Here is a 25813-nt window from a genome sequence, read left to right on the forward strand (position 1 = left end):
TGATGGGGTTGTGGCATCGACATCTCCTGTGCTGACCAATTCGTCCTCACGGGAGTGTAAAGGCAGATCCAGCAGCGCGCGAAGATCACGCAACCGTTCAAGAGGTAAGCGTGGAGTATCGACAGGCTTGATTGATCCGGCCTCAGGTGTGATCATCCAGGCCGGAAGATAAAATGCCCCACCATGATCTTGGCGGATCAAAAGATGACGACAAAAGTCGTGCTCAACCGATCCTGTAATTTCAACTGTTTGGCCGCAAAGCGGGTGAGACCGATAGGTGACAACCGCGTCAAAACACAGTCGCCCGGCATCATGACGCTGCTTCCGATGGCGCAGGGCGGACATGGGCCACCATCGCAACGCTCCTGCAGACCTGCAAGATCAACGAAGTCGATCCTGCAGCCTGGCTGACGCGGACATTGGAGCGCATCGCCAACCAATGGCCCAGTGCTGAAATCGATGCCCTCAGGCCGTGAAACTAAAACCCATGAACGGCCATGCCTTCCCGCTTACGATTCTCGACGCGGTAATGCACTGCTGAACAGAACACGCGAGGAGGTGTTGTGAGCATGTTTTCGCCCAATTTATGCGCTAGCAGAAACCGAGAAAGGTTGTGAAAGCCTCAATATAAAGTTAAAATATTACGCATGGAAGTAGAAAATTTTGATTGTGATCGGGTTGTCGCAACAATGTCAGAAAAAATATAAGACGGTTTTCACAAGATCGTTTCGTAGAGACTCTCTTTGAGACAATATTGTTCTCCGTATACCAAAATGTAATGAGCTGCAGCGTTTGTGAACAGACTGGTTAGGCAACGGCGCGACAGAAACGAAGATTATTTTTTGTTTGTTCTGAAACTATTCACAGATCCCTTCGTTTCTAACAGTGCGCGCATGTGCTGAGGAATGTTAGAAGGGGCGAAACATTTTTGGAGCCGTATGATACCGGCCCAATCAAGGTTGACTGCAATCTACTGATGGCCACCATCATCTTAGATTGTCGTCAGGCGTCGTCAGGCTGCGGAGCGGACGGCGCCAATAGAGCTGCTCGACCTTAGGGTTGGGCAGCTCTATTCGTTTTGAGAGTTGGAATTTATCGGATCGGATAACGCTTCCCTTTCTGGCGAGGTTTTTTGGGAGGCGTTATCCGTGGTGTTGTAAAGGGGACTTACTTGGACTTCACCCGCCGGTTGCGCGCCGCCAGCAATTTGAGCCGCAATGCGTTCAGCTGAATGAAACCCTGCGCGTCTTTTTGATCATAAGCACCGGCGTCGTCTTCAAAGGTCACATGCGCCTCTGAATACAGCGAATGATCGGACCAGCGTGCCACTGTGCTGACAGAGCCTTTGTAGAGCTTGATCCGCACTGTTCCTGTCACGTGCTCCTGCGATTTGTCGATCAGGGCCTGTAGCATTTCGCGTTCCGGGCTGAACCAGAAGCCGTTGTAGATCAGCTCTGCATAGCGCGGCATGATCGAATCCTTGAGGTGCCCGGCACCGGAATCCAGCGTGATCTGCTCAATCCCACGGTGTGCTTCGAGCAACAAGGTGCCACCCGGTGTTTCGTAGATCCCGCGCGACTTCATGCCCACAAACCGGTTTTCGACGAAATCGAGCCGCCCACAGCCATGCTTGCCGCCCAGCTCGTTCAGCTTGGTCAGGATTGTTGCAGGCGACATCGCCTCGCCGTTGATCGCTACGGCATCACCCTTTTCAAAGGTGATCTCCACCATTTCTGGTGTATCAGGTGCATCTTCGGGGGCGACGGTGCGCTGGTAGACGTAATCGGGCGCTTCTTCGCCCGGATTTTCCAGAACCTTTCCCTCGGATGAGGTGTGGAGCAGGTTCGCATCGACAGAGAACGGCGCCTCGCCGCGTTTGTCCTTGGCGATCGGAATCTGGTTTTCCTCGGCAAAGGCCAGCAACTTGGTCCGGCTTGTCAGGTCCCATTCCCGCCAAGGCGCGATCACCTTGATTTCTGGGTTGAGCGCATAAGCCGACAGTTCGAACCGCACCTGATCGTTGCCCTTGCCGGTTGCGCCATGTGCCACCGCATCAGCGCCCGTCATGGCTGCAATCTCCACCAAGCGCTTTGAAATGAGCGGCCGCGCGATGGATGTGCCAAGCAAATAAAGCCCCTCGTAAACCGCATTGGCGCGGAACATCGGAAAGACGAAGTCGCGCACAAATTCCTCGCGAACATCCTCAATGTAAATGTTCTCGGGCTTGATGCCCAGAAGCTCGGCCTTCTTGCGTGCCGGGTCCAGCTCTTCGCCCTGGCCCAGATCAGCGGTGAAGGTCACGACTTCGCAACCATATTCCGTCTGGAGCCATTTCAGAATGATCGAGGTATCAAGGCCACCGGAATAGGCCAGAACGACTTTTTTAGGCGCGGTTTTTGGCGCGGGCATGGGCGTTTCCTCTGCAAGGTCTGGCGCGCGGAGTATCCGCTTTTGCAGACAACAGCAAGTATTGCCCCTATCCCACACAGTTGGTGCATGTTAGCCCTGACTCCGCATCAGACGAAGGGAGAACGACATGAAGGGTTGGCAGATTTTCACGCATTCGGTGCGGCTTGTCTTCACTAATATCGATCATGCGCTGCGCATATCGCTTGTCCTGTATCTTGTGCTCGCGGCGAGCCAGGTAGCTACCTATATGAACCCGCCGGTGATGACAGAGGTCGATGGCATCGATATGCCGACCCTTTCCGGCAGTTATGTCACGCAGAACCTGATTTTTGCCATCCTAGCGATTATTGCCAGCCTCTGGATCGCTGTCGCTTGGCACCGCTTTGTTCTGGCTGAGGAATATCCAAACGGGTGGTTGCCGCGTTGGCATGGCCCCAACATGCTGGGGTATCTTGGGCGGTCGATACTTTTGGGCATCGTCGTTGTGGTCGGTGTCACTCTGGCTTCAATCCCCTTCGGATTGATCGCAACGGGCTTGCCGGGATTATTGTTTCTGCTGCCCTTTGTGCTAATCGGACTTGGCGCCTATCTGTTCTTTCGCCTCGGAGTGATGCTTCCGGGTGCCGCCTTGGGCACAAAAATCAGTTTTTCCGACGCTTGGCGTGCGACCAAGGGCGAAAGTGGCACCATTCTTGTCCTTTCTGTTCTGGTGGTCGGGGCAAGCTTTCTCCTGCAGCTGCCCACCATGCTCAGCGGCAATCCCAATTCCTTGATCAGTCTGATCTACGGGCTTGTGGTCAACTGGTTCGCCACGATCATCGGGATTTCGGTACTGACGACACTGTTCGGCCATTTCATTGAAAAACGTCCAATCGACTGATGCCTTGCGAAATCCGCCGCGCTGGGTCACAGAACGGGGATGAGTGATTTTCAGGATAAGGCGCAAGTCGCCACCGCCGCCATGCGCGCTGTGTTTCCGGCAACACCGCTGCTGCGCAACGCCCATCTGTCAGACCGCTTTGGCGCAGATATCTGGCTGAAGCGCGAAGATCTGTCACCTGTGCGCAGCTACAAGTTGCGCGGTGCGTTCAACGCCATGCGCAAGCAGAGCGCTGAACGCTTTGTTGCGGCCTCGGCGGGCAATCACGCACAGGGCGTTGCCTTCATGTGTCGCCACTTTGGCAAAAAGGGCGTGATTTTCATGCCTGTCACCACACCGCAGCAAAAGATCCAGAAAACCCGCATCTTTGGCGGTGATGCGATCGAGATCCGTCTGACAGGCGATTACTTCGATGACACGCTACGCGCAGCGCAAGTCTATTGCATCGAGCAAGGCGCGCATTTCCTCTCTCCTTTCGATGATGAGGATGTGATCGAAGGCCAGGCTTCGGTCGCAGTCGAGATCGAGGAACAGCTGGGCCGTGCCCCGGATCACATCGTGATACCGGTCGGTGGTGGCGGATTGTCTGCCGGCACGCTCAGCTACTTTGGTAGCGACATCCAATACAGTTTCGTCGAACCACTTGGCGGCGCCTGCCTGCGTGCGGCGCTGCAAGCCGGCCGTCCGGTGAAACTGGATCATGTCAACACCTTCGCCGATGGCGCCGCCGTGGGCCAGATCGGCGAACGGACCTTTGCCCGGCTCAAGGGCGTCGGCCTCGCCAATGCCCTGACCATCCCCGAGGATCGTCTTTGCACGACAATGCTTGAGATGTTGAATGTCGAAGGTATCGTTCTGGAACCGGCCGGCGCGCTGGCTGTGGATGCGCTCAAGGATCTGGGACAGGCCATCCGTGGTCGAACCGTAGTCTGTGTCACCTCAGGCGGGAATTTTGATTTTGAACGCCTTCCAGAGGTCAAAGAACGCGCTCAGCGGTTCTCGGGCGTCAAGAAGTATTTCATACTGCGCCTGCCTCAGCGCCCAGGCGCACTCAAGGATTTCCTAAATGTTCTAGGCCCCGAGGATGACATTGCTCGGTTTGAATATCTCAAGAAATCCGCGCGTAATTTTGGCTCGGTTCTGATCGGCATCGAAACGACGGATGCGGCCAATTTCGCCAGCTTCTTTGCCAAGCTCGACGCCGCTGGTTTCACCTATCAGGACATCACGGATGATGAGGTGCTGGCACAGTTTCTGATCTGATCGATCTGAACGAAAAGACCGCCTTTGTGACTGAGGCATAGCTTGGGCGTGCCACCTGCCACGTTCTGGCTACAGGCGGGGTGGAATGTTCACGCCGCGAGCTGGGTCTTGACCTCCCGAAAAAACGCCGCGCGGGACCTCATGAAAATATCTTTCAATTGAGCGAAATCAACATCTTCTGGATTGCCTTTTGCTGCGGCGCGCTCCCCGGCGCGGCAATGCCGTGACAAGGCCTCAAAGCCAAGGTTCAGCGCGCTGCCCTTAAGAAAGTGCAATTTCTGCTCCAGCAGGCAGGCATTTCCGCTGACCGCGTCCAGTTCAGCTATAGTATCCTCGACCTCGAACAGGAACAGATCGACAATCTCCTGAAAATCATCCTGACCGATCTCGTCGCGCAATTCCCGGATTCGGGTCCAGTCGATCATGCCACTTCCTCCAGATCTCTCCAAGTCTGAAGGCAAATGGTGAACAGGGGATTAGCCGCCGCAAAGAGGTAAGTCGACTTTTACGCTTCACCGGCTGTTAAATCCCCCGCCCTAGTAACGGCATCAGGAAAAGGCGACAATCTGTCGGAGAGGGCCTCATTTGAATGCTTCGCCAAATTCTTTGGCTGCGCAGGGGCCGCTGCCGGTGGCCCTGCAACGCGTGCTTGTTGTCGACGACAGCCGCGTTCAGCTCAAGATCCTGACGATCATGCTGGAGCGTTGGGGGTTCGAGGTCCTGCATGCGGCCAACGGAGAGGAGGCCCTCGACATATGCGCACGCCTGTCGCCCGATATTGTGCTGTCGGATTGGATGATGCCCGGCATCGACGGGCTGGAATTCTGCCGCCGGTTCCGCGACCTGCCCCGTGATGGCTATGGTTATTTCATCCTGCTCACCTCTAAATCCGAAAAGGGTGCTGTGGCGCTTGGCCTGGATGCCGGTGCCGACGATTTTCTGACCAAACCGGTGAACGCGGAAGAGCTGCGTGCGCGCATAAAAGCCGGCACCCGTGTCCTGTCGATGGAGCGGGAGCTGAGCGAAAAAAACCGCATGATCTCAGAGACGCTCGCAAAGCTGCAGGCCGTTTATGACGCCATTGATGCCGACCTGCGTCAGGCCCGCCGCATCCAAGAGGCACTGGTGCCGCGACGCATGGGCCAGTTCGGTACGTCGCGGATGAGTCTGCTGCTTAAGCCTTGCGGGCATGTGGGCGGGGATCTGGTGGGCATGTTCAGCCCCGACTCTGACCATATTGGTGCCTACAGTATCGACGTTTCCGGCCACGGCATCACCTCAGCGCTTATCACCGCGCGGGTCGCGGGCTATCTCAGCAGCAGCTATCCAGATCAAAATCTTGCACTTCAGCGCACCGCAGGTGTTTACGCGCTTCGGGCGCCCGAAGAGGTGGCGCATCTACTCAACGAACGGCTCGCGCATGATCCCGGCATCTCGGAATACATGACGCTGTTGTATTTCACAGCAAACCTGAAATCTGGTCAGTTGCGCATGGTCCAAGCTGGCCATCCGCCGCCGCTTTTGCTGCGTGCGGATGGCGAAGCGCGGTTTCTGGGCACTGGTGGTCTGCCTGTCGGGCTTATCGAACAGGCCACCTACGAAGGGCAGGATCTGATCATGATGTCAGGTGATCGCCTGCTGCTGTATTCCGACGGCTTCACAGAGGCGCGTCTGAAAGACGGTTCCATGCTGGGTGAAGAGGGTCTGCTTGGCTTGGTACAGTCCTGCGGAGGTTCGAGTAACGGTCCAGAGTTCCTGGATGATCTCTTCTGGCGGCTCAACGCGCAGATGGCAACGGACGTTGGTCTGCAGGACGATGTTTCCGCGGCCCTGTTCGAATTTGATGTTCTTCAGAGGTAGCGTCGCAGAAAATGCCGCTCACCGGGGTTGTCCAATTCGCTTATGGCAAGGTCAGGCGCCATCCAGACGGCCTGATGGCCCGCCTCGCTTGGCGGACCCAGACGGCGGACGGGAAACGCGAGATAGATCGTGCACAGCTTTTCCGCCCAGAGGTCGTATTCTGGCATGAAGGTGAACCGCCGAAATGTGCCCAGCCGCCGCGCCGCATTGATGCGCCAGCCGGTTTCCTCGAACACTTCGCGATGCAGCGCTTGCAGCGGGGATTCCTCGGGGTCGATGCCGCCGCCGGGCAGCTGAAATTCCGGCATGGGTTCAGCCTGATAGGTCAGCAGCAGCGCGCCGTCGCGGGGCAGGATCGCATAGACGCCAGGGCGCAGCGTATAGTGGCGACCAGATTCCGGCGCCTCTCCGAATCGTCTTGTCATGGGCAATCCCCTTGGACTCGGCCTTGTTGTGCCTATATCGAAGCGATATGCCAACTCGCGGCAGATAAGGAAACCCCATGACTACCGGAATGAAACTCGCCTGGGACGACACTGTCCTGCCCTTTCAGCTTGACCGCTCGGACATTCGTGGCCGGGTCGCGCGACTTGACGGCGTGTTGGACGGGATCCTGAAACAACACGACTACCCCCCGGTGGTCGAGGCACTTGTGGCGGAAATGTCTGTCCTGACCGCGCTGATCGGCGAGACGATCAAGTTGCGCTGGAAGCTGTCGCTTCAGGTTCAGACCAACGGCCCCGTCCGCATGATCGCCACCGATTTCTATGGCCCGCAAGAGGACGGCACCCCGGCACGCATCCGGGCCTATGCCAGCTTTGACGCTGATCGTCTAACCGACGCCACGCCAATGGAACAGTTGGGCGAGGGCTATTTTGCCGTTCTGCTGGATCAGGGAGAGGGCACGACGCCTTATCAGGGCATCACCCCGCTGCATGGCAAGACGCTCGCCAATTGTGCAGAGGCGTATTTTGCTCAGTCCGAACAGTTGCCCACGCGCTTTGAGCTCAGCTTTGGCCGCGTGACGGAACCGGGCAAGCCCGAACACTGGCGTGCCGGCGGCGTGATGCTGCAGCATATGCCCAAGGCTTCGCCTTTCGCCAAGGAACTTCCTGGCGAGGGTGGCTCGGGTGCCGGGGGCCTGTTGCAGGCCAGCGATCTTGTTGAAGGGGACGAGGAAGAGAACTGGAGCCGTGCCAACATTCTGCTCAACACGGTTGAGGAGATGGAGCTGATCGGTCCGAATCTGCCGCCAACCGACCTGCTGGTGCGTCTGTTTCACGAAGAACAGCCGCGTGTCTTTGATGCGCTTCCGGTGCGATTCGGCTGTAGCTGTTCCGAGGCGAAGGTTCGCCAGAGCCTCTCGATCTATTCGGCCCGAGACATCGAGAAGATGACAACGGACGATGGCCGTGTGACCGCTGACTGTCAGTTCTGCGGCGCGCATTACGACCTTGATCCCAAAACCGTGGGATTCGAGGCAGAAAGCGCTTCTGATGGCTGATCCACTCGACGCGCTGCGGCAGGCCTTGGCCCGCCAGAGCGGCGCGTCGTCGGACTTTGAACTCAATCCCGGCGCCGTGCTGCCCGAAGGGCGCAAACTGCGCGCCGCCGGGGTGCTTGTGCCACTTATTGCGGGGCCGCAGGGCCTTGAACTCATCCTGACCAAACGTTCATCCGCTTTGCGGCATCATCCTGGTCAGATCGCCTTTCCGGGCGGCAAGCAGGATGAGGGCGACGCCGACGTCGTCGCCGCAGCGCTGCGTGAGGCGCGTGAAGAGATTGGCCTGAATTCCGATCAAGTAACACTGCTGGGCACTTTGCCGACGCATGAGACGGTGACAAGCTTTCTCATGACGCCGGTCGTCGGGCTGATCAGTGGCCCCTTCACCCCTGTAGCTGAGCCGGGGGAGGTTGAAGAGGTGTTTCGCGTGCCCTTTTCTCATGTCACCGATCCGGCCAAATTCAGCATCCAGTTTCGACGCTGGCGCGGGCAGAGGCGGCATTATTTCACGGTGCCTTATGGTCCTTATTACATCTGGGGGGCGACGGCGCGAATCCTGCGTGGACTTGCCGATCGCATGACGACGTGAATCGAATCACCGCTGACTGGCTGACTGCAACGGCGCCGCAGGCGGTGCTTGGCGCGCTGACCGGCGCGGGGCATCAGGCCTATGTGGTGGGCGGCTGCGTGCGCAATGCGCTGCTTGGCGAACCTGTGGCGGATGTGGACATTGCAACGGACACGCATCCTAAAGAGGTGATGCGCCTGACCAAAGCTGTCGGCCTGAAACCGATCCCCACCGGCATTGATCATGGCACGATCACCGTTGTCTCGGGTGGTGCGGGATTCGAGGTCACGACGTTCCGCGCCGATGTGGACACCGATGGCCGCCACGCCGTCGTGCGCTTTTCCACTGATCTGGTCGAGGACGCCCGCCGCCGCGATTTCACCATGAACGCGCTCTATGCGGATGCGGCGGGCAATATACTCGATCCGCTGAACGGCCTGCCCGATCTGATGGCCCGCCGCATTTGCTTTATCGAAGACCCCGCTCGCCGCATCCGAGAGGATTACCTGCGCATACTGCGGTTTTTCCGCTTCACCGCCTGGTATGGCGATCCCACCCTCGGTTTTGACCCAGAGGCGCTGGCCGCCATTTCAGGCAATCTCGAGGGTCTGGAAAACCTGTCCCGCGAACGAATCGGTGCGGAACTGACCAAGTTGCTTGGTGCGCCTGATCCCGGGGCTGCCCTTGCGACAATGGCGCAGACCGGTGTGCTGACGCGGCTTTTGCCCGGTTCGTCTGCCACAGCGCTTCCCCTTCTGATCCATGCCGAGGAACAAAGCGGAACCGCGCCAGATTCCCTGCGCCGTCTTGCCGTGCTGGGCCGTGTCGACGGTGCCAGCCTGCGCCTCTCGCGCGCTGCTCAGAAACAGCTGGCGTTGCTGTCCGAAGGCGTCGGTAACAGCATGTCCCCGGCCGAGCTTGGCTACCGCTATGGCTTTGATGCCGCGCGTGACATTCTGCTGTTGCGTGCGGCCCTTCTGGAACAGCCGTTTGAACCGAGCACGCTTGCATCTGCGAAATACGCTGCAAAACAACGCTTTCCGGTCAGGGCGCAGGACCTCATGCCGGCCTATTCCGGCCCAGAGCTTGGGGCGCGACTTACCCAGATGGAGCGGCTCTGGATCGCGTCGGGTTTTGTGCTGAGCTGTCAGGATCTTCTTGATCAGCCCTGACGGCGTAAGGTGCATGCCGACGAATTGAACTCAGCCGCAACAGGCGCAGATAAATCTGACCCGTCTGCCATGGTCATTTAATCCTCAATCGGGGATGGTCCGCCCATCCTGACACCTGACCGATTCCTACAAGGAAATTGCCTGTGTTCCGCTTTTTTGAAAATCTGGTGGACCCTTATACCGCCTATCCCGAAACCAACACGCCGCCGACGCAGCTGCTGCCCTTCATGCTGGATTACGCGCGACCCTTTCGCCGTGTCTTTGTCTTTGCGGGTGTCATGTCGGTTGTTGTCGCAGCGGTCGAACTCTGGCTGATCTGGGTCATGGGCTGGGTGGTAGATATCCTCTCTGGCGATCCGGCGCAGTTCTGGGACAGTCACGGTGCCGCGCTGATCCTGCTTGCCCTGTTCATCCTGCTGATACGCCCGGCGCTGCAGGCTCTGGATGTGCTGATCCTCAACAACACGATCATGCCCAACCTTGGTACGCTGTTCCGCTGGCGGTCGCACCGCCATGTCCTGCGCCAGTCGGTCGGCTGGTTCGAGAATGACTTTGCTGGCCGTATCGCCAACCGCATCATGCAGACCCCGCCAGCAGCGGGCGAGGCAGTGTTTCAGATCTTTGATGCCATCACTTTTTCGCTGGCCTATGTGGTGGGCGCCCTTGTCCTTCTTGGGCATGCTGATCTCTGGCTGATGATCCCGCTGATCCTGTGGCTTGGGCTTTATGCGGTGCTGATGGTCTGGACCATCCGCCGCGTCGGCCCCGCGTCCCAGGCGGCTTCGGATGCGCGCAGCCTTGTTACCGGGCGGGTGGTGGACAGCTATACAAACATCCATTCAGTCAAGATGTTCGCCCATCACGACCAGGAAATCCTGTATGCCAAGGAAGCGATAGACAAGACCCGAAGTACGTTTCAGGCGGAAATGCGGATCTACACGATCATGGATGTCACGCTGGTGGCCTTGAATGGTCTGCTGATCGTCGGCGTGACCGGCCTTGCCCTTGCGCTCTGGATGCAGGGCGCGGCCAGCACCGGGGCTGTTGCCGCCGCCACCGCTCTGGCGTTGCGGCTCAATGCGATGACCGGCTGGATCATGTGGGCTCTCACCAGCTTTTTCCGGGAACTCGGTGTCGTGAAAGAGGGCATGGAAACCATTGCCCAACCCATTGCGCTGACCGATGGACCGAACGCAGCGCCGCTGATCCTCACCAATGGTGAGATCGATATTGACCGCCTGTCGCATCACTATGGACGGGATGCCGGTGGTCTTGATGACATCTCTCTGGTCATCCAGCCGGGTGAAAAGATTGGTCTGGTGGGGCGCTCGGGGGGCGGGAAATCGACCTTCGTCAAGCTGCTCTTGCGGTTTTATGATGCGGAGCGGGGCCGCATTCTGATCGACGGACAGGACATCGCGCATGTCACGCAGGACAGTCTGCGCCAGCAGATCGGCATGGTACAGCAGGATTCTGCATTGTTGCACCGGTCGGTGCGCGACAATATCCGCTATGGCCGGACCGACGCACTAGATTCCGAGATCGTCGAGGCCGCCAAGCGCGCGCAGGCGCATGAGTTTATCCTTAGCCTGCATGACAGCCATGGCAATACCGGCTATGACGCGCTTGTGGGTGAACGCGGCGTGAAACTGTCCGGGGGTCAGCGCCAGCGCATCACACTGGCCCGCGTCATCCTCAAGAATGCGCCCATCCTGCTGTTGGACGAGGCGACAAGCGCGCTTGACTCCGAAGTCGAAGCCGCGATTCAGGACACGCTTTACGGCATGATGGAGGGCAAGACCGTGATCGCTATTGCTCATCGTCTGTCCACCATCGCGCACATGGACCGTATTCTGGTGATGGACGAGGGGTGCATCGTAGAGCAGGGCAGCCATGACGCGCTTTTGGCTCGAGGTGGCCTATATGCAGGGTTCTGGTCCCGTCAGTCAGGCGGGTTCCTGGACACAGATACCGAAGGCACGCCATGAAACCGTCCAACTGGATCGATTCCTTTGCCGAGGCAGCAGGCTCGCCCCCCCGCCGCCTGTTGCCCTTTGTGCGCTGGAGCCTTGCGGGCTGTGGCACGGCGCTGAGCATCGCCTCGGTTGTCTCTATCCTTGCCGGCGTGGTCGAGGTGATGGCTGCGCTGATCCTTGGTAAAGTGGTCGACGCCGCGCTGGGGTCTTCGGCGGATCAGGTGTTTTCCGATCAGACCGGAGTGCTGATCTTTTCGCTGCTGTTCTTTCTGATCCTGCGCCCGCTGATTTTCGGTGCGAACTCTTACCTGCAATCCATCGTCGTGGCGCCTAACGTGTTCAACCTCGTCCTGTCGCGGTTGCATCGCTACACGCTGGGTCAGTCCGTAACTTTTTTCGATGATGATTTTGCCGGGCGCATCGCGCAGAAGGAAATGCAGACCGCTCGTGCGCTGACCGATTCCGTGGTCGAGATGGTGCAGACCGTTCTGTTTGCGCTTGCCTCGGTTCTGGGCGCGGTTCTGATGCTGGGCACAGTCGATCTGCGCATCGCGCTGGGGTTGGTGGTCTGGATTGTCGGCTATCTTCTGATGATCCGCTATTTCATGCCGCGCATCCGCAGCCTGTCGGAAACCCGTGCCGCGGCGCGGGCGATGGTGACGGGGCAGGTCGTGGACACAGTGACCAACATCAAGACCGTCAAGCTTTTCGCACATGCCGATCACGAAGACCGCGCCGCCCTTGGCGCGATGGATACTTTCCGGGACACCTCGCTCGATTTCGGGCGTTTGTCCGTCACGTTTCGCTTTTGGCTGATGACGATCGCCGGAGTGTTGCCTGTGCTGTTGGTCGGTGGCGCGCTCTGGTACTGGTCGCTGGGCCTGATCACTGCGGGCGACATTGCTGCCACCGGGGCGGTTGCGCTGCGACTGGCGCAGATGACCGGCTGGGTCAGTTTCACGCTCATGGGTCTTTATGCCAATATGGGCGAGGTCGAGGATGGCATGCGCACGCTGACCCCCGCACACACCCTTCTTGATTCCGAAACTGCGGTTGAACTGCCGACCGTGCAGGGGGCGATCACGCTGGATGATCTGGGTTTCGCCTATGGCCGCAAAACCGGCGGGGTTGCTCATCTCAACCTTAGCATCGCGGCGGGTGAAAAACTGGGTATCGTCGGCGCCTCGGGCGCGGGAAAATCCACGCTCGTGGCGTTGCTTCTGCGGCTTTACGATGCCGAAAAGGGGCGCATCCTGATCGACGGGACAGACATCCGCGACGTGACGCAGGAAAGCCTGCGCCGCAACATCGGCATGGTCACGCAGGAAACCGCGATGTTCAACCGCTCGGCTCGGGACAATATCCGCTATGGCCGCCCCGATGCGACCCAAGAGGACGTGCAGCGCGCCGCCGAAAAGGCAGAGGCCCACGACTTCATCCTCAGGCTGTCGGATCACAAGGGGCGCACCGGCTATGACGCCCACCTTGGCGAGCGCGGCGTGAAGCTCTCTGGCGGACAGCGCCAGCGCATCGCCCTGGCTCGCGCCATCCTCAAGGACGCACCGATCCTGATCCTGGACGAGGCGACAAGCGCGCTGGATTCCGAGGTCGAAGCCGCGATTCAGGCAGCGCTTGAACGGGTTATGGAGGGCAAGACTGTGCTTGCCATCGCCCACCGGTTGTCGACGCTGTCGAGCATGGACCGGATAGTGGTGATGGATCAGGGTCGGCTGGTCGAGATTGGTAGCCATGATGATCTGCTGGCCCAGGACGGTCTTTATGCCCGGTACTGGAACCGTCAGTCCGGCGGATTCATCGGCTATGATGACGGCAAGGAGGCGGCGGAATGAAGCGTGCATACCGCTGGTTTCTGGGGCTGATCGATCCCTTCGCGCCGGCCGACGGCGCCCCGCCGCAGGCGCTCTGGCCCTTTGTCAAATGGGCGCTCAGCGGTTCGGGACCGGCGATCGCGCTGACATTGGCAGTGACCTTCACGGCCGGCCTTTCCGAAATTGTCGCAGCTTCTTTCACGGGCTGGATTATCGACGGCACCTCCGCCGCCAATCCAGGGTTTTGGCTGACCTTCTGGCCCGTGATCCTGTTTGGCGTGATCTTTTTTCTGATCGTGCGACCGATCCTATTCGCCGCCGACGCCGGCGTCACCAGCATCCTCATAGGCCCGCATCTTTTCCCGCTCGTGCTCAGCCGCCTGAACCGGCACACGCTTGGCCATTCCATGCGGTATTTCGAGAACGATTTTGCCGGCCGCATCAGCCAGAAGGCCCTGCAAACCTCGCGCGCATTGACGGATGTCGTGACCGAAGTTGCCGATGTGGGCGTCTACTCGCTAGCTGTCTTTGGCGGTTCGCTTCTGCTCATGGCCAGTATCGATTCGCGTCTGTTGCTGATCTTCGTGGTCTGGGGCGCGCTATATATTTTTGCCCTGCGCTATTTCATCCCTCGGGTGAAGGTCCGCTCGGCAGCGCGGGCTGGCGCCCGCACGCAGGTGACCGGGCAGATCGTCGACACCCTGTCCAACGTCGCTGCGGTAAAACTCTTTGCTCACAATGCTTACGAGGATCGTGCCACCCTGCGTGAACTCGAATCGTTTCGCGCCAAGGCGCTGGAGTTTGGTGAGCTGTCGTCGATCTTTCGGATGGTGCTGATGACCTTGGGCGGGATGTTGCCGCTGTTCTCAATTCTCGGTGCGCTTTACCTCTGGACCCTTGGCACCGCGACAGCTGGCGATATTGCCATGACCGCGATGGTGTCCACCCGGCTCAGTCAGCTGACCAACCGTATCGGTCGCGTTGCCATCTCGATCTACACCAACCTCGGCGAAATTCAGGATGGTATCGACACCCTCGCCCCGGCGCACGAGATCACTGACAGGCCCGGCGCCGCCGAAACGGCCAGCGGCCCAGGTGCGATCACGTTTGAAGGCATCCGATTTGCCTATGGCGGAGAGATGACGGCGCTGCAGAATCTGGACCTGACCATCCGCGCCGGCGAAAAAATTGGTCTGGTGGGCGCCTCTGGGGCAGGTAAGTCGACAATCGTGTCACTGCTTCTGCGGCTCTACGATGTGGAACAGGGCCGCATTCTGCTCGATGGTATCGACATCCGTGATCTGACCCAAGAGGCGCTGCGCCAGCAAATTTCCGTGGTGCGGCAGGAAACCTCGATGTTCAATCGCTCGGCCTTGGACAACATTCGGTATGGTCTCCCCGACGCCAGCGATGAAGAGGTGTTTGACGCCGCACGGCGCGCCTCTGCCCATGATTTCATACTGACGCTGCAGGATTACCGGGGACGGTCCGGCTATGCTGCGCGGCTGGGTGAACGCGGCGTGAAGCTGTCCGGCGGTCAGCGTCAGCGCATCGCGCTTGCCCGCGCGATCCTCAAGGACGCACCGGTGCTGATTCTAGACGAGGCGACGAGTGCGCTGGATTCTGAGGTCGAGGCCGAAATTCAGGAAGCGCTGGAACAGGTCATGCAGGGCAAAACGGTCATAGCCATTGCGCATCGCCTGTCCACCATCGCCCAGATGGACCGGATCATCGTGCTGGATCAGGGCCGCATTGTCGAAATGGGACGTCACTCGGATCTGCTGGCACGCAAGGGTCTTTATTCCCGGTTCTGGGACCGGCAGTCCGGCGGTTTTCTGGGGGCGCAGGAGGCAGCAGAGTGAGGCGGGTGATGATCGTGGGTCAGCCGGGCTCTGGCAAGTCCACGTTGGCCCGCAGGCTGGGCGAACGCACCGGACTGCCGGTGATCCACATTGACATGATCCACTGGCAAAGTGGCTGGGTGGAGCGTCCGAAAGCTCAAAAGGTCGCCATGGCCACGGAAGTTGAAGCAGGTGAAGCCTGGATCTTTGAGGGCGGGCTGTCGCGTACCTATGATCATCGCTTGTTGCGGGCCGACACGCTGATCATTCTGGATCTGCCTTTATGGTTGCGGGCCTGGCGGGTGTTTCGCCGGACCCTGCGCCATTACGGACAGACACGGCCCGACCTGCCCGAAGGGTGCCCGGAACGGTTCAATCTGGAGTTCTGGAAATGGATCTGGGACACGCGCCACACGAACCGTGCGCAGAACCTTGCCCTGATCCCGAAGGCCGGACCGGGGACAGAGGTGTTCCACCTAACATCATCCAAGGGGGTGCGCCATTTTGTGAATGCGATCGCGCAGGCCACTTTGCATCGGGGATAACTTTGCGCCGATATAGGTCGGCGGCATCACACCCTCTCGACGCAGCGCTTGAAACCGGGCAAGAGGCGGGCATGAACACATTGCACATTGAACGGCTGGGCTATCAGGGGGACGGGATCGCATCCGGGCCTGTTTACGTGCCCGGCACCCTTCCGGGTGAAGAGGTCACGGGCGAAATTATCGGCGGCGTCATGGCCGCGCCCAAGATCGTCACGCCCTCTACTGACCGAATCAAGCCTCCCTGTGCGCATGCAAAGTCTTGCGGTGGATGCCAGCTACAACATGCCAGCGACAGCTTTGTCGCCGACTGGAAACAGGGCGTGGTGCGGCAGGCGCTGCACGCACATGGGCTGGAAACAGATCTGCGCGCGACCGTCACATCGCCTTCGGGCACCCGCCGCCGCGCCAGTTTTTCCGCGCGGCGCACCAAGAAGGGCGCGCTTGCCGGCTTTCACATGCGTGCGTCGGATGTTGTGGTTGCTGTGCCGAATTGCCTGCTCGTGCATCCCGACATTTCAGCCGCCCTGCCCGTGGTCGAACAACTGGCCGTGCTGTCCGGCAGCCGCAAGGGTGAACTGTCGGTGATGATAACGCGCACTGATGACGGGCTGGACATCGCGGTAAAGGGCGGCAAGCCTCTGGACGCACAGCTGCAATCCGACCTTGGCGATTTGTCACGGCAGCATGACCTGCCCCGAATCAGCTGGGACGGAGAGGTCGCATTGCTCAGCCGCCCGCCCGCGCTGCGAATCGGCAAGGCCAAGGTGGTGACCCCGCCGGGCACCTTCCTGCAGGCCACCCCCGAAGGCGAAGCCGCGCTTTGGGCCGGAGTGCAAGAGATCGCAAAAGGCGCGCACCGCGTTGTCGACCTGTTTGCCGGCTGCGGGACCTTTGCCCTGCGTCTGGCAGAAACCGCTGCGGTCCACGCAGTGGAAAGCGAAGGTGACATGCTGCGGGCACTGGACGAGGGCAAGCGCAATGCGCAAGGCCTCAAGCCTGTGAGTGTGGAGCGGCGCGATCTGTTCCGCAATCCGCTCCTGCCTGAAGATCTGAAGACCTTTGATGTCGCTGTCATCGATCCACCGCGCGCCGGTGCACAGGCGCAGATCGAACAGATCGCGCGCGCGCGGGTGCCAAAGGTGGCATATGTGTCCTGCAATCCGGTGACATTCGCGCGCGACTGCGCGACCTTGGTCGCGGCGGGCTACAGTCTTGACTGGGTGCAGGTCGTTGATCAGTTCCGCTGGTCCACCCATGTTGAAATTGTCGCGAGCCTGTCGCTGCGCTGATCGGTAAACCACGCGTGATCTCTCATCATGCCCCTGTTTTGAGGCCCGGATTCACGCTAAGATGGGTAAAAAAATCGAGCGGGCAAAAACAACATGAGATTTTCCAGGTTTCTGATTCTGGCGCTGCTGGCGCTGCTGGCGCTGACGCTGGCCAGCTGTGGCAGCAGCAAATTCGAGACCTACAATGGTCCCGCGGTGACCCATGTCGTGGTGCAGAAAGGGTCTCGCAAGCTCTACCTGCTGCATGATCAAAGGGTGCTGCGGGCCTATGACATTGGTCTGGGCTTTGCGCCCACCGGGCACAAACGGGTCGAGGGCGACGGCAAGACTCCCGAGGGCACCTATATCATCGACCGGCGTAATCCGAATTCACGCTTTCACCTGTCGATCGGCGTATCCTATCCAAACGTTTTTGACCGGGCTCTGGCCGAAGAATTGGGCAAGAGCCCGGGCGGCGATATCTTTATCCACGGCCGACCTAAACAGTACCAGAACGGTTTGCGCGACTGGACCTGGGGCTGTATTGCCGTCACGGATGAAGAAATCGAGGAAATTTATGCCATGGTGCGGGACGGCACCCCGATCACGATCAATCCGTGAAACCACGCATAAGTGGCCTCGGGGCCGCGCATGCAGGGCACATATGAACTGTTTCGAACGTCTGATGTAAAAACGGCGGCACCTGCTGGTGCCGCCGTTTGACGTTAAATAAAATCCACTCAGCCCGTGCGTCAGGGCCTCAGGATCCGGGCGCGATAGCGATTGATGACAACGACGTGCCGCCCACAAGCAGCGTCCACCAGATCTTGCCATTGGGTTCCTGAAACCATGCAAATCCTAGATCGCGGCCATTGGAGTCAAGAATCACGTCACGTGTCGCCTTGTTTTCCATCCAGGCGGCCAGCGTCTCCAACTCGGTCTCGTAAGTTTCCGAGATGTTTTCGCCCAGCATGATGCCGGTGTAGCCAACACGCTGCACCCGGTCGATGGGCGACGATCCGTCAGAGCCGAAATGCCAAGGACGATTCTGCACCGACATGTCGCGCGAATGGGTGGCTGCGGCAGCGTTCAGCGCGGCGTTCATCTGCAGGGCAGGGACCCCCGATGCTTCGCGCAGGGAATTCACTGCATCCAGCATTCGGAAATCGATCCGGGCCTCGTCCGCGTTGTTGATGCGATAGACCTGTGGCAGCGGTTTGCCGTCTGGTCCGATGGTTGGGGCCACAGGGGCCGATGCACAGGCGCCAAGGGCCAGCACGAGAGGTATCAGTAGAAATGAAATCCGCGTCATGAGCGAGCCACCTGAAGTTAATTCTTCCCTGCCTTATCGCGACGGGCGTTGCCAATCAAACCCACATCAGCGTGAGCCGGCCTTCTAACGTGGGTTTGATTTGCGACTGCGGCATTCAAGTCATATTATCGTCTTAATATTTCCTGCAACTATGGAGTCGATGACATGTCGAAATCGGTAAAACCGACTTTCAATCGCCGAGCCTTTCTGGCCGGCACAGCTGCGATGCTCGGCACACCCGCGCTTGCCCAGGATGTCAACGGTCCCGGCACGGTCGAGATTGAGCGCGAGATTTCCAGCGCGGCACGCCGCAATATTTCGAGCTTTCGCGCCTTGGACTGGCATCCCTACTTCAGCAACCTGAACAATGGTGCAATTCTCGTCGATACCACCAGCCGTGCGTTGCACTACTGGTCACAAGACGGGCAGACCTACAAGCTTTACCCCACCTCGGTTCCTCTGACCGAGGATCTGACGCGTCGTGGCCGCACCAGCATTACCCTCAAGGATCCCTCGCCCGACTGGCGTCCAACCCCGTCGATGAAGATCCGCAATCCCGAGTGGCCCGACTATGTTCCCCCCGGTCCTGACAACCCGCTGGGCACCCGTTCCATGCACCTCAGCTGGCAGTATTACCGTATTCACGGAACCCAGGACACACGCAAAATCGGGCGCCGTTCGTCCAACGGATGCATCGGTCTCTACAACCAACATGTTGAAGAGCTTTATCAACTGGCCGCAGTCGGTACACAGGTGTTGCTAATTTGACGACATTCTGCGGGCGGGGTTAGGGGCACTCTTAAGATGAGTTTGCATTCTGATAATTTTGCTGCATAGAACGAGTCACGAGGTAAGTCTTGGCTGCCTGTCGGTACATTGCCCGTGTGTGGTAACGACAGGCGAATATCTGGAGGATACTATGAAGAAACTCGCTCTCGCCGCCGCAATGACCGGTGCTGCCACTTCCGCAATGGCCGGCTCGTATGCAAAAGATGACGTTGTGATGGAGCCTGTTGTGGTCGTTGAAGAGACCCAGCAAGCGTCGTCTTCTTCGGGCATCCTGGTTCCGCTGATCCTGCTCGCCCTGGTTGCAGCAGCAGTCGCAGCCAACAACTAAGCCATACGGCAAAGTTGGAAAAAAACGAAAGGCGGTGCGAAAGCGCCGCCTTTTTCTTTGGCTGCTTCAAGCCCGTTCGCGTGACGTCAGAGGTGTTCAGATCATGGACCTGGACGCAGCTTCGGCCTACAGTGACTCGCAAATTGGGCGGGAAATATTTCTACGCTTGCGCCATTTCAGGGAAAGGCGGCAGCACGCCCGACATGCGCAAGGTAATGATTCTCGCGGGGATAAAGCGAAGGCCTCTCAGGTGCGGCATGACTTTTTATGGAGGATAGCCAGAGCAAGGCCACTGAACTCCTCGGCATTTCCCCTGCAAATCGTTCACGATCAGACACCGCCAATTCCATATCGTGTCGTCGCCGCCGAAATAGGCAAGAGGTGCTGTTGCGATCTTCGCTAGAACCAGGTGTCGACACGGTTCAGCATAACATGCATCTGCTTGCTGTTGTCCATCGTGCGAATAAGCATCGCAAAATCGGTCTCGGACCAGTTGCCGTCAAGATCACCGAAAAAGAGGATGCAGCAAAGCAGGGCTATGGCTGTTCCGACAATTTGCCATGGCCAGGGTGTTCGAACAAATCGCCGCAACACCGCGTCGCGCATGCCACGATACGCATATTGAGGATACCCCCCGATGAGCGGCTTGGAACGTCCACTCCGCACCTGTGGCTGATTTTCGGCAATGCCCACGAGGTCTGACGCTTTACTGGCGACCTCGAGCTTGGAGTAGTCATGGACATTCGCGCCACGCTTCCATCCCGTTGTGATGTCAAAGCAATGAAGGTAGTAAAACGTTTTGGTGCGGAACACCCAGTTCAGGTGGAAACCTTCCAGTTCGTGGGAGCGCCACTGAAGGTCTTTCAGCGGCCCGTCCGGGCGCAGACACCATTTGGGAGGACAGGCTTTCTTTGCCGGGTTTGACAGGGTATGATCGCTATGACGAACAACATCCTCGTCGCTGGGCCTCGCATACCTCCAAACGCCTTCGAAACGCTTGTAGCCGAACCAACTTTCTGCAGCCGACTGGAAAACAGTGTCCGGCCCGCGTGATATGATCAATTCATCGATATCACAGGACAGAACGGCCCGTGCTGACGAAAGATATCGCATCCGTACAGCGTTCAGGGCACATGTCTGAAGAAAGAGCTCTGTATTTGCATAGGGTTTTTTGCCGTGTGGCCCATAAGGAAGTTCAGAGCGCAGAACCAGAGCATCGAGGCCCGCTCGTTCAAGAACGGTCTGAACTTCCGACATCCCGTAGAGGTCTGAACCGTTATCGATGAAAATGATCGCTTCCGCGCCTTGGGTGTCTGCGTGGAACTTGGCAAAATCCTCGATCCAGGCCAGCTCGTTATTCTTCGACATCGTCACGATCACATTGCGGCCGCAGAAACGCTCGGGTTCTGCACTATGCACGGTCGTTTCGATCACACTGTCGCCAATTCGCAATGCAACGTGTTTCGCTGGTAGGGGAGATTTCAGCGTCACCATGCAATGACGGTAATAGTGGGCAATACGGGGCAATACCTCTTTTCCATCAAGGCTGAACACCCCCTGCTTGAAAAGACTCGCAAGGTTGTTGAGTCTTGGGCAAACGAGTGTGACCACTCCGTCGCGCCAAACCGCATCGAACCAGAGCGTGGTCGCATCGAAGCCTTCGAGGTATCCTGTCGCACGATACTTCTCTTTCACGCGCGGTACACGACGGTACGCCGTCTCGTGGAGACTGGCCGTCGCAAAGTCGGCATCCATCATCTACGTTCCTGACAAGATAAGCGGCACCAAAGTTCAACCCTCGGACATTATCTAGGTAAGCTTTTAAATTATAAAAGAAATTCCGTTTCTAGCGCAGGCAAGGCAGAGGATAGAGCCAGCCTTACAATGCTGATGGCAATTCAGTGTCAAAGCATCTCTACAGCGATGCTTTTGCCGGGGCAATCGTCGGGTGTGCCTCATATCAGGTGACCTCCTGTCATGAGCTGCCGAAAAGGTACGGCGGCGCTGCCAGGCTATCTGCAACCGATTGTAAATTTGCCGGATGGCAGACGGCAAACAGGCCACTCAAACTGTGAGGCCTGTTCTCGTTTTAGCCGCTCCAAGAGCGCGCCAGGCGCTTTTCGAAGAACAGGTCCGGATATGGATCGTCGTTAAAGCGTTCGATCTCTGTCCAGCCGGTTTTGCGGTAAAGCGCCACTGCTTCGCCCAGGGCGCTGTTCGAATCCAGGCGCAATAACTCTATGCCGACATCCTGGGCGATCCGCTCCAGCTCTGTCATCAGCCGCCGCGACAGGCCCAGGCCCCGTGCCTCCTGCGACACCCATAGCCGTTTGACCTCGCCGTAGCCCTTGGTCGTCCCTTTCAGGCCAACACAGCCCACCGGCAACCCGTCCGAGAGCGCGATCAGGAACGTGCCGCGCGGGCGCTCCATATCGCTCGCATCGGGGTCACAGGAAAGGGCCACATCAAAACCTCGTTCAAAACGGGAAGAAAGTTCCGTGTAATAGGCCGACATGCAGGCCTGCGCGGCCGTGCTGCGGGGATCTGCCTCTTCAAGATGGATACGCTCTTTCCCCAAAGCCGTAGCGATGAGATCCATTGCGGCGAGGAGTTTTTCCGGCATCGCATGTTTGCCCAGTATTTCTGCGGCCTGCGCATCGGACAGAGCTTCGTAGGCGGCATATTCCTGCGCTCCGGCCAAGGTAAGACGGATGCTGCGCCGACGGCCGTCCGTTTCCCCATCTTCCACCTCGATCAGCCCTTCGCCCTCAAGCCCCCGAAGCAGCCGGCTCAGCAGTCCGGAATCAAGGCTGAGGTAGCTGCGGATTTCACTGACCTCCGTGCGCCCGCCCCCGATCGCATTCAGCACGCGGGCAGGACCCAACGGGCGCCCGCGCCCGAGAAATGAACTGTCCAGCAAGCCGACTTCCGAGGTGACCGCTCTATGGAAGCGTCGGATACGAGAGATGTAATCTGTTGTCATGCAGCACCTTGGAATTTATACCTGACCTAAGTCAGGTATAAAAGATGCCGACGCAATACCCATTTGCATCTCACCGGACCTGAAAGCGATGATTGTTATCATAGGCTGACGGCAACCCGTTCCAGACCAATAAAACAGACGCACCGCAGTGCCCTTTCCCTGTCCAGATCGGAAAAGATTTTGCTCAGATCGCGGCACGCGCATCCGTGCTTCAAGGCAAAGCAACGGCGGGAAAGGTCATTGGCCCTCCTTGGTCACAATCTTAGAGGCTCTGATCACTTAGGGCGGAATCAGTCCAGCCAACCGCCAAGGTTTTCTTCGATCACCTTGGACAGTGCGTGGATGTGCGCCGGATCATCATTGAGACAGGGAATATAGGTGAAATGCTCACCGCCTGCATGCTCAAAGCTTTCCTTGATCTCTTCGTTGATCTCTTCCAGCGTCTCGATACAGTCTGCTGAAAAGGCAGGCGCGCAGACGGCAATGTTCTTTTTGCCGTCTTCTGCCAGCCGCGCCACCTCTTCGACGGTATAGGGCTGCAACCATTCCTCGGGGCCAAATTTGGACTGGAAGGTTGTCTTGATCTGCGTCTCGTCCCAGCCCAGCCGTTCGCGCAGCAGGCGCGTCGTTTTCTGGCACTGGCAATGGTAGGGATCACCCTCCATCAGGTACCGCTTGGGCACGCCGTGATAAGAACAGCACAGGATATCCGGTTTCTTGTCGAGCTTGGCATAGGCCGTCTCGATCGACTGGGCCAGCGCCTCGATATAAAGCGGATGTTCAAAATACGGATCTACGGTGCGCGCCGTGGGCTGCCATTGCTCCTCCATCAGCGCGCGAAAGAATGCGTCGTTTGCGGTGGCCGAGGTAGCGCCGGCGTAATGGGGATAAAGCGGAAAGAACAGGATCTTGTGGCATCCGGCCTCGACCATGGCGCGGACCTTTGATTTGGTCGACGGATTGCCGTAGCGCATGCAGTAGTCGACCATGACCTGATCGCCGTACCGCGCCTTCATGCTCTCTGCCAGCGCCGCCGTCTGATTCTTGGTGATGGTCATCAGCGGGCTTTCCCCCGCCTCTTCGTTCCAGATCGACTTGTAGTTCTTGCCCGAACTGAAGGGTCGTTTGGTCAGGATCACCAGCTGCAGCAGCGGTTGCCAGAGCCACGGCGAATAGTCGATGACCCGGCGGTCCGACAGGAATTCGTTCAGGTAGCGGCGCATTGACCAATAGTCGTAATTGTCGGGCGTGCCGAGATTCGCCACCAGTATGCCGACCTTGCCTGAGGTCACCTTGGGGTGATCCATCGGCGCATGTGCGGGCCTGACTGCGGAGTTGGTGGTGTCCAGCATGCTCTTTTCCTGATCTTCTTGTTTATCTTGCGTAAGTATAACCTCTGCCCCGAAGGTCAATCGCTCAACCGCTTTTCCCGCGTTCCGAGCGCGTCGGCCAGCCTCGCCGCAGCTGATCCCGGTCGCAGGGGTTGTTGCTGTCCAGCATCGGGCGCCCATCCCGTCAGCGCAATGATCTCAAACGTCGCGGGGATACGTCCATCCGCGTCACCATAGGTATCGGCGTAGAGCTCTGCGGCCCGCAGCAGGACCGCCCGCCGCGTCGGTTTGCGCAGACGGTCGGTCAGGGCATTGGTTTCGCCCATGGCGCGCAGGTCACGCATCAGCGTCAAGGCCGAGCCGTAACTGACCGTCAGGGGCATCGAATCGGCCACTGGCAGGGCCAGTCCGGCGCGTTGCAGTAAGGCCCCCAGATCGCGTATCTCACCCATTGGCGCCACGCGCGGGGACAGACCGCCGGTGATGTCGATCTCGGCCTGACCTAGCACGCTGCGTAATTCGTTCAGCGTCTGCCCGCCAAAGGCCAGCGTCAGGCTCAGCCCGTCCGGACGCAGCGCCCTGCGACATTGAATCAGCTGCCCGACAGGATCATTTGCCCAGTGCAGGCCGAGGCAGTGAATGACGAGATCGTGCGCCCCCTCTCTGAGGTCGAGCACGTCGTCATCGCCCACATATCGGGCATCAGGCCACGACTCGCGCCAAACGTGCGGGAATGCAGTCACAATCGCGGGAGCGGTAAATGTTTTGTTAATCATTGCGAGCCGATCCTGAACATCCTCCTGAACAGCGGTGTGGAGGAACAGCGCCGGATCTCTCAGGGCGCGTTCACGGTGCCGCTTTAAGGCAGTGCGATCAGTCAGGGGCTTTTGATTATTCATGGCAGGTAAATAGGATGCTGCGCGAGCGGTTGCAAACAGCGGTTCAGATGATTTATCCGCCACGCTGCCTTGTCTGTGGCGGTTTGGTCGAAAGCGATTTTGGCCTGTGTGGCACCTGCTGGCGGGACACGCCGTTTATCGCCGGGCTGGCTTGCGATCTGTGTGGCGTGCCGCTGCCGGGAAGTTCTGACGGGATAGAGCATTGCGACGACTGCCTGACAACTGCGCGGCCTTGGTCGCACGGGCGTGCGGCGCTGGTTTATCGCGATGCGGGTCGCAAACTGGTTCTGGCGCTCAAACATGGCGACAGGCAGGATATTGTGCCGTCTGCCGCGCTCTGGATGGTGCGGGCAGCACAGCCGATCCTGAAACCGGACACGCTAATCGTGCCGATTCCACTGCATTTTTACCGTCTGCTGCAACGTCGGTTCAACCAGTCCGCCCTTCTGGGTCTGGCGATGGCGCGACAAACCAGTCTGTCCTGCTGCCCCGATGCGCTAATCCGCACGACCTACACCCCCTCGCTTGACGGGAAGTCCCGCGAAGAGCGCTTTGCCACCCTAGCGGATGCCCTGTCCGTGCATCCCAAACGGGCACAGCAGCTGGCGGGCCGGCGCGTGCTTCTGGTGGATGACGTGATGACCTCGGGGGCGACTTTGGCCGCCGCGAGTGAGGTCTGCCTTGCCGCCGGGGCAAGAGAGGTTTGCGTCACGGTGCTGGCACGCGTTGCAAAGGATGCCTAAATCCCCGACAAAGGGAAGAAAGGATACCCAATGCAAACTGTAGAAATCTACACGTCGCCGCTTTGCGGCTTTTGCCACGCAGCCAAACGCCTGCTCACCCAGAAGGGTGTCACCTTTTCCGAGGTGGATGTCTTGGCCAACCCCGATCGCAAGCCTGAGATGATCCAGAGGGCAGGCGGCGCACGCACAGTCCCCCAGATCTTTGTTGGGGACACCCATGTGGGCGGCTGTGACGAACTTTATGAGCTGGATCGTGCCGGCAAGCTCGATCCACTTCTGAACGCCTGATGACGTCGCTGCATCTGCAGACAGC

General features: G+C 58.8%; 25 protein-coding genes and 1 pseudogene. 17 read left to right on the top strand and 9 right to left on the bottom strand.

What is annotated here, in order from left to right; genetic code table 11:
* Window positions 1-345, bottom strand: a 345-nt coding sequence (locus tag P775_RS01885; RefSeq protein WP_218967606.1) for a hypothetical protein, incomplete at its 3' end; no start/stop codon positions are given.
* Here P775_RS01885 and P775_RS01890 point away from each other — a divergent pair.
* Window positions 318-476, top strand: a pseudogene (locus P775_RS01890) (transposase domain-containing protein); the annotation flags it as partial. The gene P775_RS01885 and the pseudogene P775_RS01890 sit on opposite strands and share 28 nt — an antisense overlap.
* Window positions 477-1167: 691 nt before the next feature.
* Here the strand turns inward: P775_RS01890 and P775_RS01895 are convergent.
* Window positions 1168-2409 carry an argininosuccinate synthase gene (locus P775_RS01895; protein WP_099909370.1) on the bottom strand — a complete coding sequence of 414 codons (1242 nt, stop codon included), beginning with the start codon at window positions 2407-2409 and terminating at the stop codon, window positions 1168-1170.
* Between the two features lie 127 nt (window positions 2410-2536).
* On the opposite strand from P775_RS01895, the gene P775_RS01900 reads away from it, so the two are divergent.
* Complete coding sequence (locus tag P775_RS01900) at window positions 2537-3289, top strand: hypothetical protein (protein ID WP_099909371.1); 753 nt, start codon at window positions 2537-2539, stop codon at window positions 3287-3289.
* A gap of 39 nt (window positions 3290-3328) precedes the next feature.
* On the top strand, window positions 3329-4552 hold the full coding sequence (gene ilvA, locus P775_RS01905; protein ID WP_099909372.1) for a threonine ammonia-lyase IlvA: 1224 nt from the start codon (window positions 3329-3331) through the stop codon (window positions 4550-4552).
* Between the two features lie 89 nt (window positions 4553-4641).
* Here the strand turns inward: ilvA and P775_RS01910 are convergent, their stop codons facing one another.
* Window positions 4642-4977 carry an Hpt domain-containing protein gene (locus P775_RS01910; RefSeq protein WP_099909373.1) on the bottom strand — a complete coding sequence of 112 codons (336 nt, stop codon included), beginning with the start codon at window positions 4975-4977 and terminating at the stop codon, window positions 4642-4644.
* Window positions 4978-5176: 199 nt separating this feature from the next.
* Here P775_RS01910 and P775_RS01915 point away from each other — a divergent pair, with 199 nt between their 5' ends.
* Entirely contained in the window at window positions 5177-6412 is a 1236-nt protein-coding gene (locus tag P775_RS01915) for a PP2C family protein-serine/threonine phosphatase (RefSeq protein WP_099909487.1), read from the top strand.
* Here P775_RS01915 and P775_RS01920 read toward each other — a convergent pair.
* Entirely contained in the window at window positions 6403-6837 is a 435-nt protein-coding gene (locus tag P775_RS01920; protein ID WP_099909374.1) for an NUDIX hydrolase, read from the bottom strand. The two genes, P775_RS01915 and P775_RS01920, sit on opposite strands and share 10 nt — an antisense overlap.
* Window positions 6838-6914: 77 nt before the next feature.
* Between P775_RS01920 and hslO the strand changes: the two genes are divergently transcribed.
* The 9 genes from hslO (at window position 6915) to P775_RS01965 (ending at window position 17736) form a co-directional block, all read left to right on the top strand.
* A complete protein-coding gene (hslO, locus tag P775_RS01925; RefSeq protein ID WP_099909375.1) occupies window positions 6915-7916 on the top strand; it encodes an Hsp33 family molecular chaperone HslO in 1002 nt (333 codons plus the stop codon).
* Entirely contained in the window at window positions 7909-8505 is a 597-nt protein-coding gene (locus P775_RS01930) for a CoA pyrophosphatase (protein WP_099909376.1), read from the top strand. Before hslO ends, P775_RS01930 begins: the two co-directional genes overlap by 8 nt.
* Window positions 8502-9656, top strand: coding sequence for a CCA tRNA nucleotidyltransferase (locus tag P775_RS01935; RefSeq protein ID WP_099909377.1), 1155 nt, complete (start codon window positions 8502-8504; stop codon window positions 9654-9656). The genes P775_RS01930 and P775_RS01935 overlap by 4 nt, the downstream gene beginning before the upstream one ends.
* Before the next feature lie 143 nt (window positions 9657-9799).
* Window positions 9800-11644: an ABC transporter ATP-binding protein gene (locus P775_RS01940; protein ID WP_099909378.1), complete on the top strand. Its 1845-nt coding sequence runs from the start codon at window positions 9800-9802 to the stop codon at window positions 11642-11644.
* The gene (locus P775_RS01945; protein ID WP_099909379.1) at window positions 11641-13482 is read left to right on the top strand and encodes an ABC transporter ATP-binding protein; all 1842 of its coding nucleotides are present in this window, start codon (window positions 11641-11643) and stop codon (window positions 13480-13482) included. The genes P775_RS01940 and P775_RS01945 overlap by 4 nt, the downstream gene beginning before the upstream one ends.
* Window positions 13479-15323, top strand: coding sequence for an ABC transporter ATP-binding protein (locus tag P775_RS01950; RefSeq protein WP_099909380.1), 1845 nt, complete (start codon window positions 13479-13481; stop codon window positions 15321-15323). Before P775_RS01945 ends, P775_RS01950 begins: the two co-directional genes overlap by 4 nt.
* On the top strand, window positions 15320-15847 hold the full coding sequence (locus P775_RS01955) for a P-loop NTPase family protein (protein WP_099909381.1): 528 nt from the start codon (window positions 15320-15322) through the stop codon (window positions 15845-15847). Before P775_RS01950 ends, P775_RS01955 begins: the two co-directional genes overlap by 4 nt.
* A 71-nt stretch (window positions 15848-15918) precedes the next feature.
* Window positions 15919-17136 carry a class I SAM-dependent RNA methyltransferase gene (locus P775_RS01960; RefSeq protein WP_099909382.1) on the top strand — a complete coding sequence of 406 codons (1218 nt, stop codon included), beginning with the start codon at window positions 15919-15921 and terminating at the stop codon, window positions 17134-17136.
* A 93-nt stretch (window positions 17137-17229) separates the two neighbouring features.
* Window positions 17230-17736: a L,D-transpeptidase family protein gene (locus tag P775_RS01965; protein WP_099909383.1), complete on the top strand. Its 507-nt coding sequence runs from the start codon at window positions 17230-17232 to the stop codon at window positions 17734-17736.
* Between the two features lie 139 nt (window positions 17737-17875).
* Here the strand turns inward: P775_RS01965 and dalA are convergent, their stop codons facing one another.
* Window positions 17876-18427, bottom strand: coding sequence for a divisome-associated lipoprotein DalA (dalA, locus tag P775_RS01970; RefSeq protein ID WP_099909384.1), 552 nt, complete (start codon window positions 18425-18427; stop codon window positions 17876-17878).
* 165 nt (window positions 18428-18592) lie between these two features.
* On the opposite strand from dalA, the gene P775_RS01975 reads away from it, so the two are divergent.
* Complete coding sequence (locus P775_RS01975; RefSeq protein ID WP_099909385.1) at window positions 18593-19195, top strand: L,D-transpeptidase; 603 nt, start codon at window positions 18593-18595, stop codon at window positions 19193-19195.
* 151 nt (window positions 19196-19346) lie between these two features.
* Window positions 19347-19544 carry a ferrochelatase gene (locus P775_RS01980; RefSeq protein ID WP_099909386.1) on the top strand — a complete coding sequence of 66 codons (198 nt, stop codon included), beginning with the start codon at window positions 19347-19349 and terminating at the stop codon, window positions 19542-19544.
* 399 nt (window positions 19545-19943) lie between these two features.
* Here P775_RS01980 and P775_RS01985 read toward each other — a convergent pair whose 3' ends face one another.
* The 4 genes from P775_RS01985 to P775_RS02000 all read right to left on the bottom strand — a co-directional run bounded on the left by P775_RS01985 (window position 19944) and on the right by P775_RS02000 (window position 24757).
* Window positions 19944-21302 (bottom strand): hypothetical protein, encoded by a 1359-nt coding sequence (locus tag P775_RS01985; RefSeq protein WP_099909387.1) that lies wholly within the window; start codon window positions 21300-21302, stop codon window positions 19944-19946.
* 331 nt (window positions 21303-21633) lie between these two features.
* A complete protein-coding gene (locus P775_RS01990; RefSeq protein ID WP_099909388.1) occupies window positions 21634-22527 on the bottom strand; it encodes a helix-turn-helix domain-containing GNAT family N-acetyltransferase in 894 nt (297 codons plus the stop codon).
* Between the two features lie 290 nt (window positions 22528-22817).
* The gene (hemH, locus tag P775_RS01995) at window positions 22818-23879 is read right to left on the bottom strand and encodes a ferrochelatase (protein ID WP_099909389.1); all 1062 of its coding nucleotides are present in this window, start codon (window positions 23877-23879) and stop codon (window positions 22818-22820) included.
* 56 nt (window positions 23880-23935) lie between these two features.
* Window positions 23936-24757: a methyltransferase domain-containing protein gene (locus P775_RS02000; protein WP_099909390.1), complete on the bottom strand. Its 822-nt coding sequence runs from the start codon at window positions 24755-24757 to the stop codon at window positions 23936-23938.
* A gap of 47 nt (window positions 24758-24804) precedes the next feature.
* Between P775_RS02000 and P775_RS02005 the strand changes: the two genes are divergently transcribed.
* Together P775_RS02005 and grxC are read left to right on the top strand one after the other, a co-directional pair.
* Window positions 24805-25500, top strand: coding sequence for a ComF family protein (locus P775_RS02005; RefSeq protein ID WP_099909488.1), 696 nt, complete (start codon window positions 24805-24807; stop codon window positions 25498-25500).
* A gap of 30 nt (window positions 25501-25530) precedes the next feature.
* Window positions 25531-25788, top strand: a complete 258-nt coding sequence (gene grxC, locus P775_RS02010; protein ID WP_099909391.1) for a glutaredoxin 3 — start codon at window positions 25531-25533, stop codon at window positions 25786-25788.
* Window positions 25789-25813: the final 25 nt, after the last annotated feature.

Origin of the sequence: Puniceibacterium antarcticum (assembly GCF_002760615.1) — a bacterium.
GTDB lineage: Bacteria > Pseudomonadota > Alphaproteobacteria > Rhodobacterales > Rhodobacteraceae > Puniceibacterium > Puniceibacterium antarcticum.

Coding starts and splice junctions, on each gene's coding strand:
- P775_RS01895 (WP_099909370.1), bottom strand. CDS start 2,409: ATGCCCGCGCCAAAAACCGCGCCTAAAAAAGTCGTTCTGGCCTATTCC.
- P775_RS01900 (WP_099909371.1), top strand. CDS start 2,537: ATGAAGGGTTGGCAGATTTTCACGCATTCGGTGCGGCTTGTCTTCACT.
- ilvA (WP_099909372.1), top strand. CDS start 3,329: ATGAGTGATTTTCAGGATAAGGCGCAAGTCGCCACCGCCGCCATGCGC.
- P775_RS01910 (WP_099909373.1), bottom strand. CDS start 4,977: ATGATCGACTGGACCCGAATCCGGGAATTGCGCGACGAGATCGGTCAG.
- P775_RS01920 (WP_099909374.1), bottom strand. CDS start 6,837: ATGACAAGACGATTCGGAGAGGCGCCGGAATCTGGTCGCCACTATACG.
- hslO (WP_099909375.1), top strand. CDS start 6,915: ATGACTACCGGAATGAAACTCGCCTGGGACGACACTGTCCTGCCCTTT.
- P775_RS01930 (WP_099909376.1), top strand. CDS start 7,909: ATGGCTGATCCACTCGACGCGCTGCGGCAGGCCTTGGCCCGCCAGAGC.
- P775_RS01945 (WP_099909379.1), top strand. CDS start 11,641: ATGAAACCGTCCAACTGGATCGATTCCTTTGCCGAGGCAGCAGGCTCG.
- P775_RS01950 (WP_099909380.1), top strand. CDS start 13,479: ATGAAGCGTGCATACCGCTGGTTTCTGGGGCTGATCGATCCCTTCGCG.
- P775_RS01960 (WP_099909382.1), top strand. CDS start 15,919: ATGAACACATTGCACATTGAACGGCTGGGCTATCAGGGGGACGGGATC.
- P775_RS01965 (WP_099909383.1), top strand. CDS start 17,230: ATGAGATTTTCCAGGTTTCTGATTCTGGCGCTGCTGGCGCTGCTGGCG.
- dalA (WP_099909384.1), bottom strand. CDS start 18,427: ATGACGCGGATTTCATTTCTACTGATACCTCTCGTGCTGGCCCTTGGC.
- P775_RS01975 (WP_099909385.1), top strand. CDS start 18,593: ATGTCGAAATCGGTAAAACCGACTTTCAATCGCCGAGCCTTTCTGGCC.
- P775_RS01980 (WP_099909386.1), top strand. CDS start 19,347: ATGAAGAAACTCGCTCTCGCCGCCGCAATGACCGGTGCTGCCACTTCC.
- P775_RS01985 (WP_099909387.1), bottom strand. CDS start 21,302: ATGATGGATGCCGACTTTGCGACGGCCAGTCTCCACGAGACGGCGTAC.
- P775_RS01990 (WP_099909388.1), bottom strand. CDS start 22,527: ATGACAACAGATTACATCTCTCGTATCCGACGCTTCCATAGAGCGGTC.
- hemH (WP_099909389.1), bottom strand. CDS start 23,879: ATGCTGGACACCACCAACTCCGCAGTCAGGCCCGCACATGCGCCGATG.
- P775_RS02000 (WP_099909390.1), bottom strand. CDS start 24,757: ATGAATAATCAAAAGCCCCTGACTGATCGCACTGCCTTAAAGCGGCAC.
- P775_RS02005 (WP_099909488.1), top strand. CDS start 24,805: ATGATTTATCCGCCACGCTGCCTTGTCTGTGGCGGTTTGGTCGAAAGC.
- grxC (WP_099909391.1), top strand. CDS start 25,531: ATGCAAACTGTAGAAATCTACACGTCGCCGCTTTGCGGCTTTTGCCAC.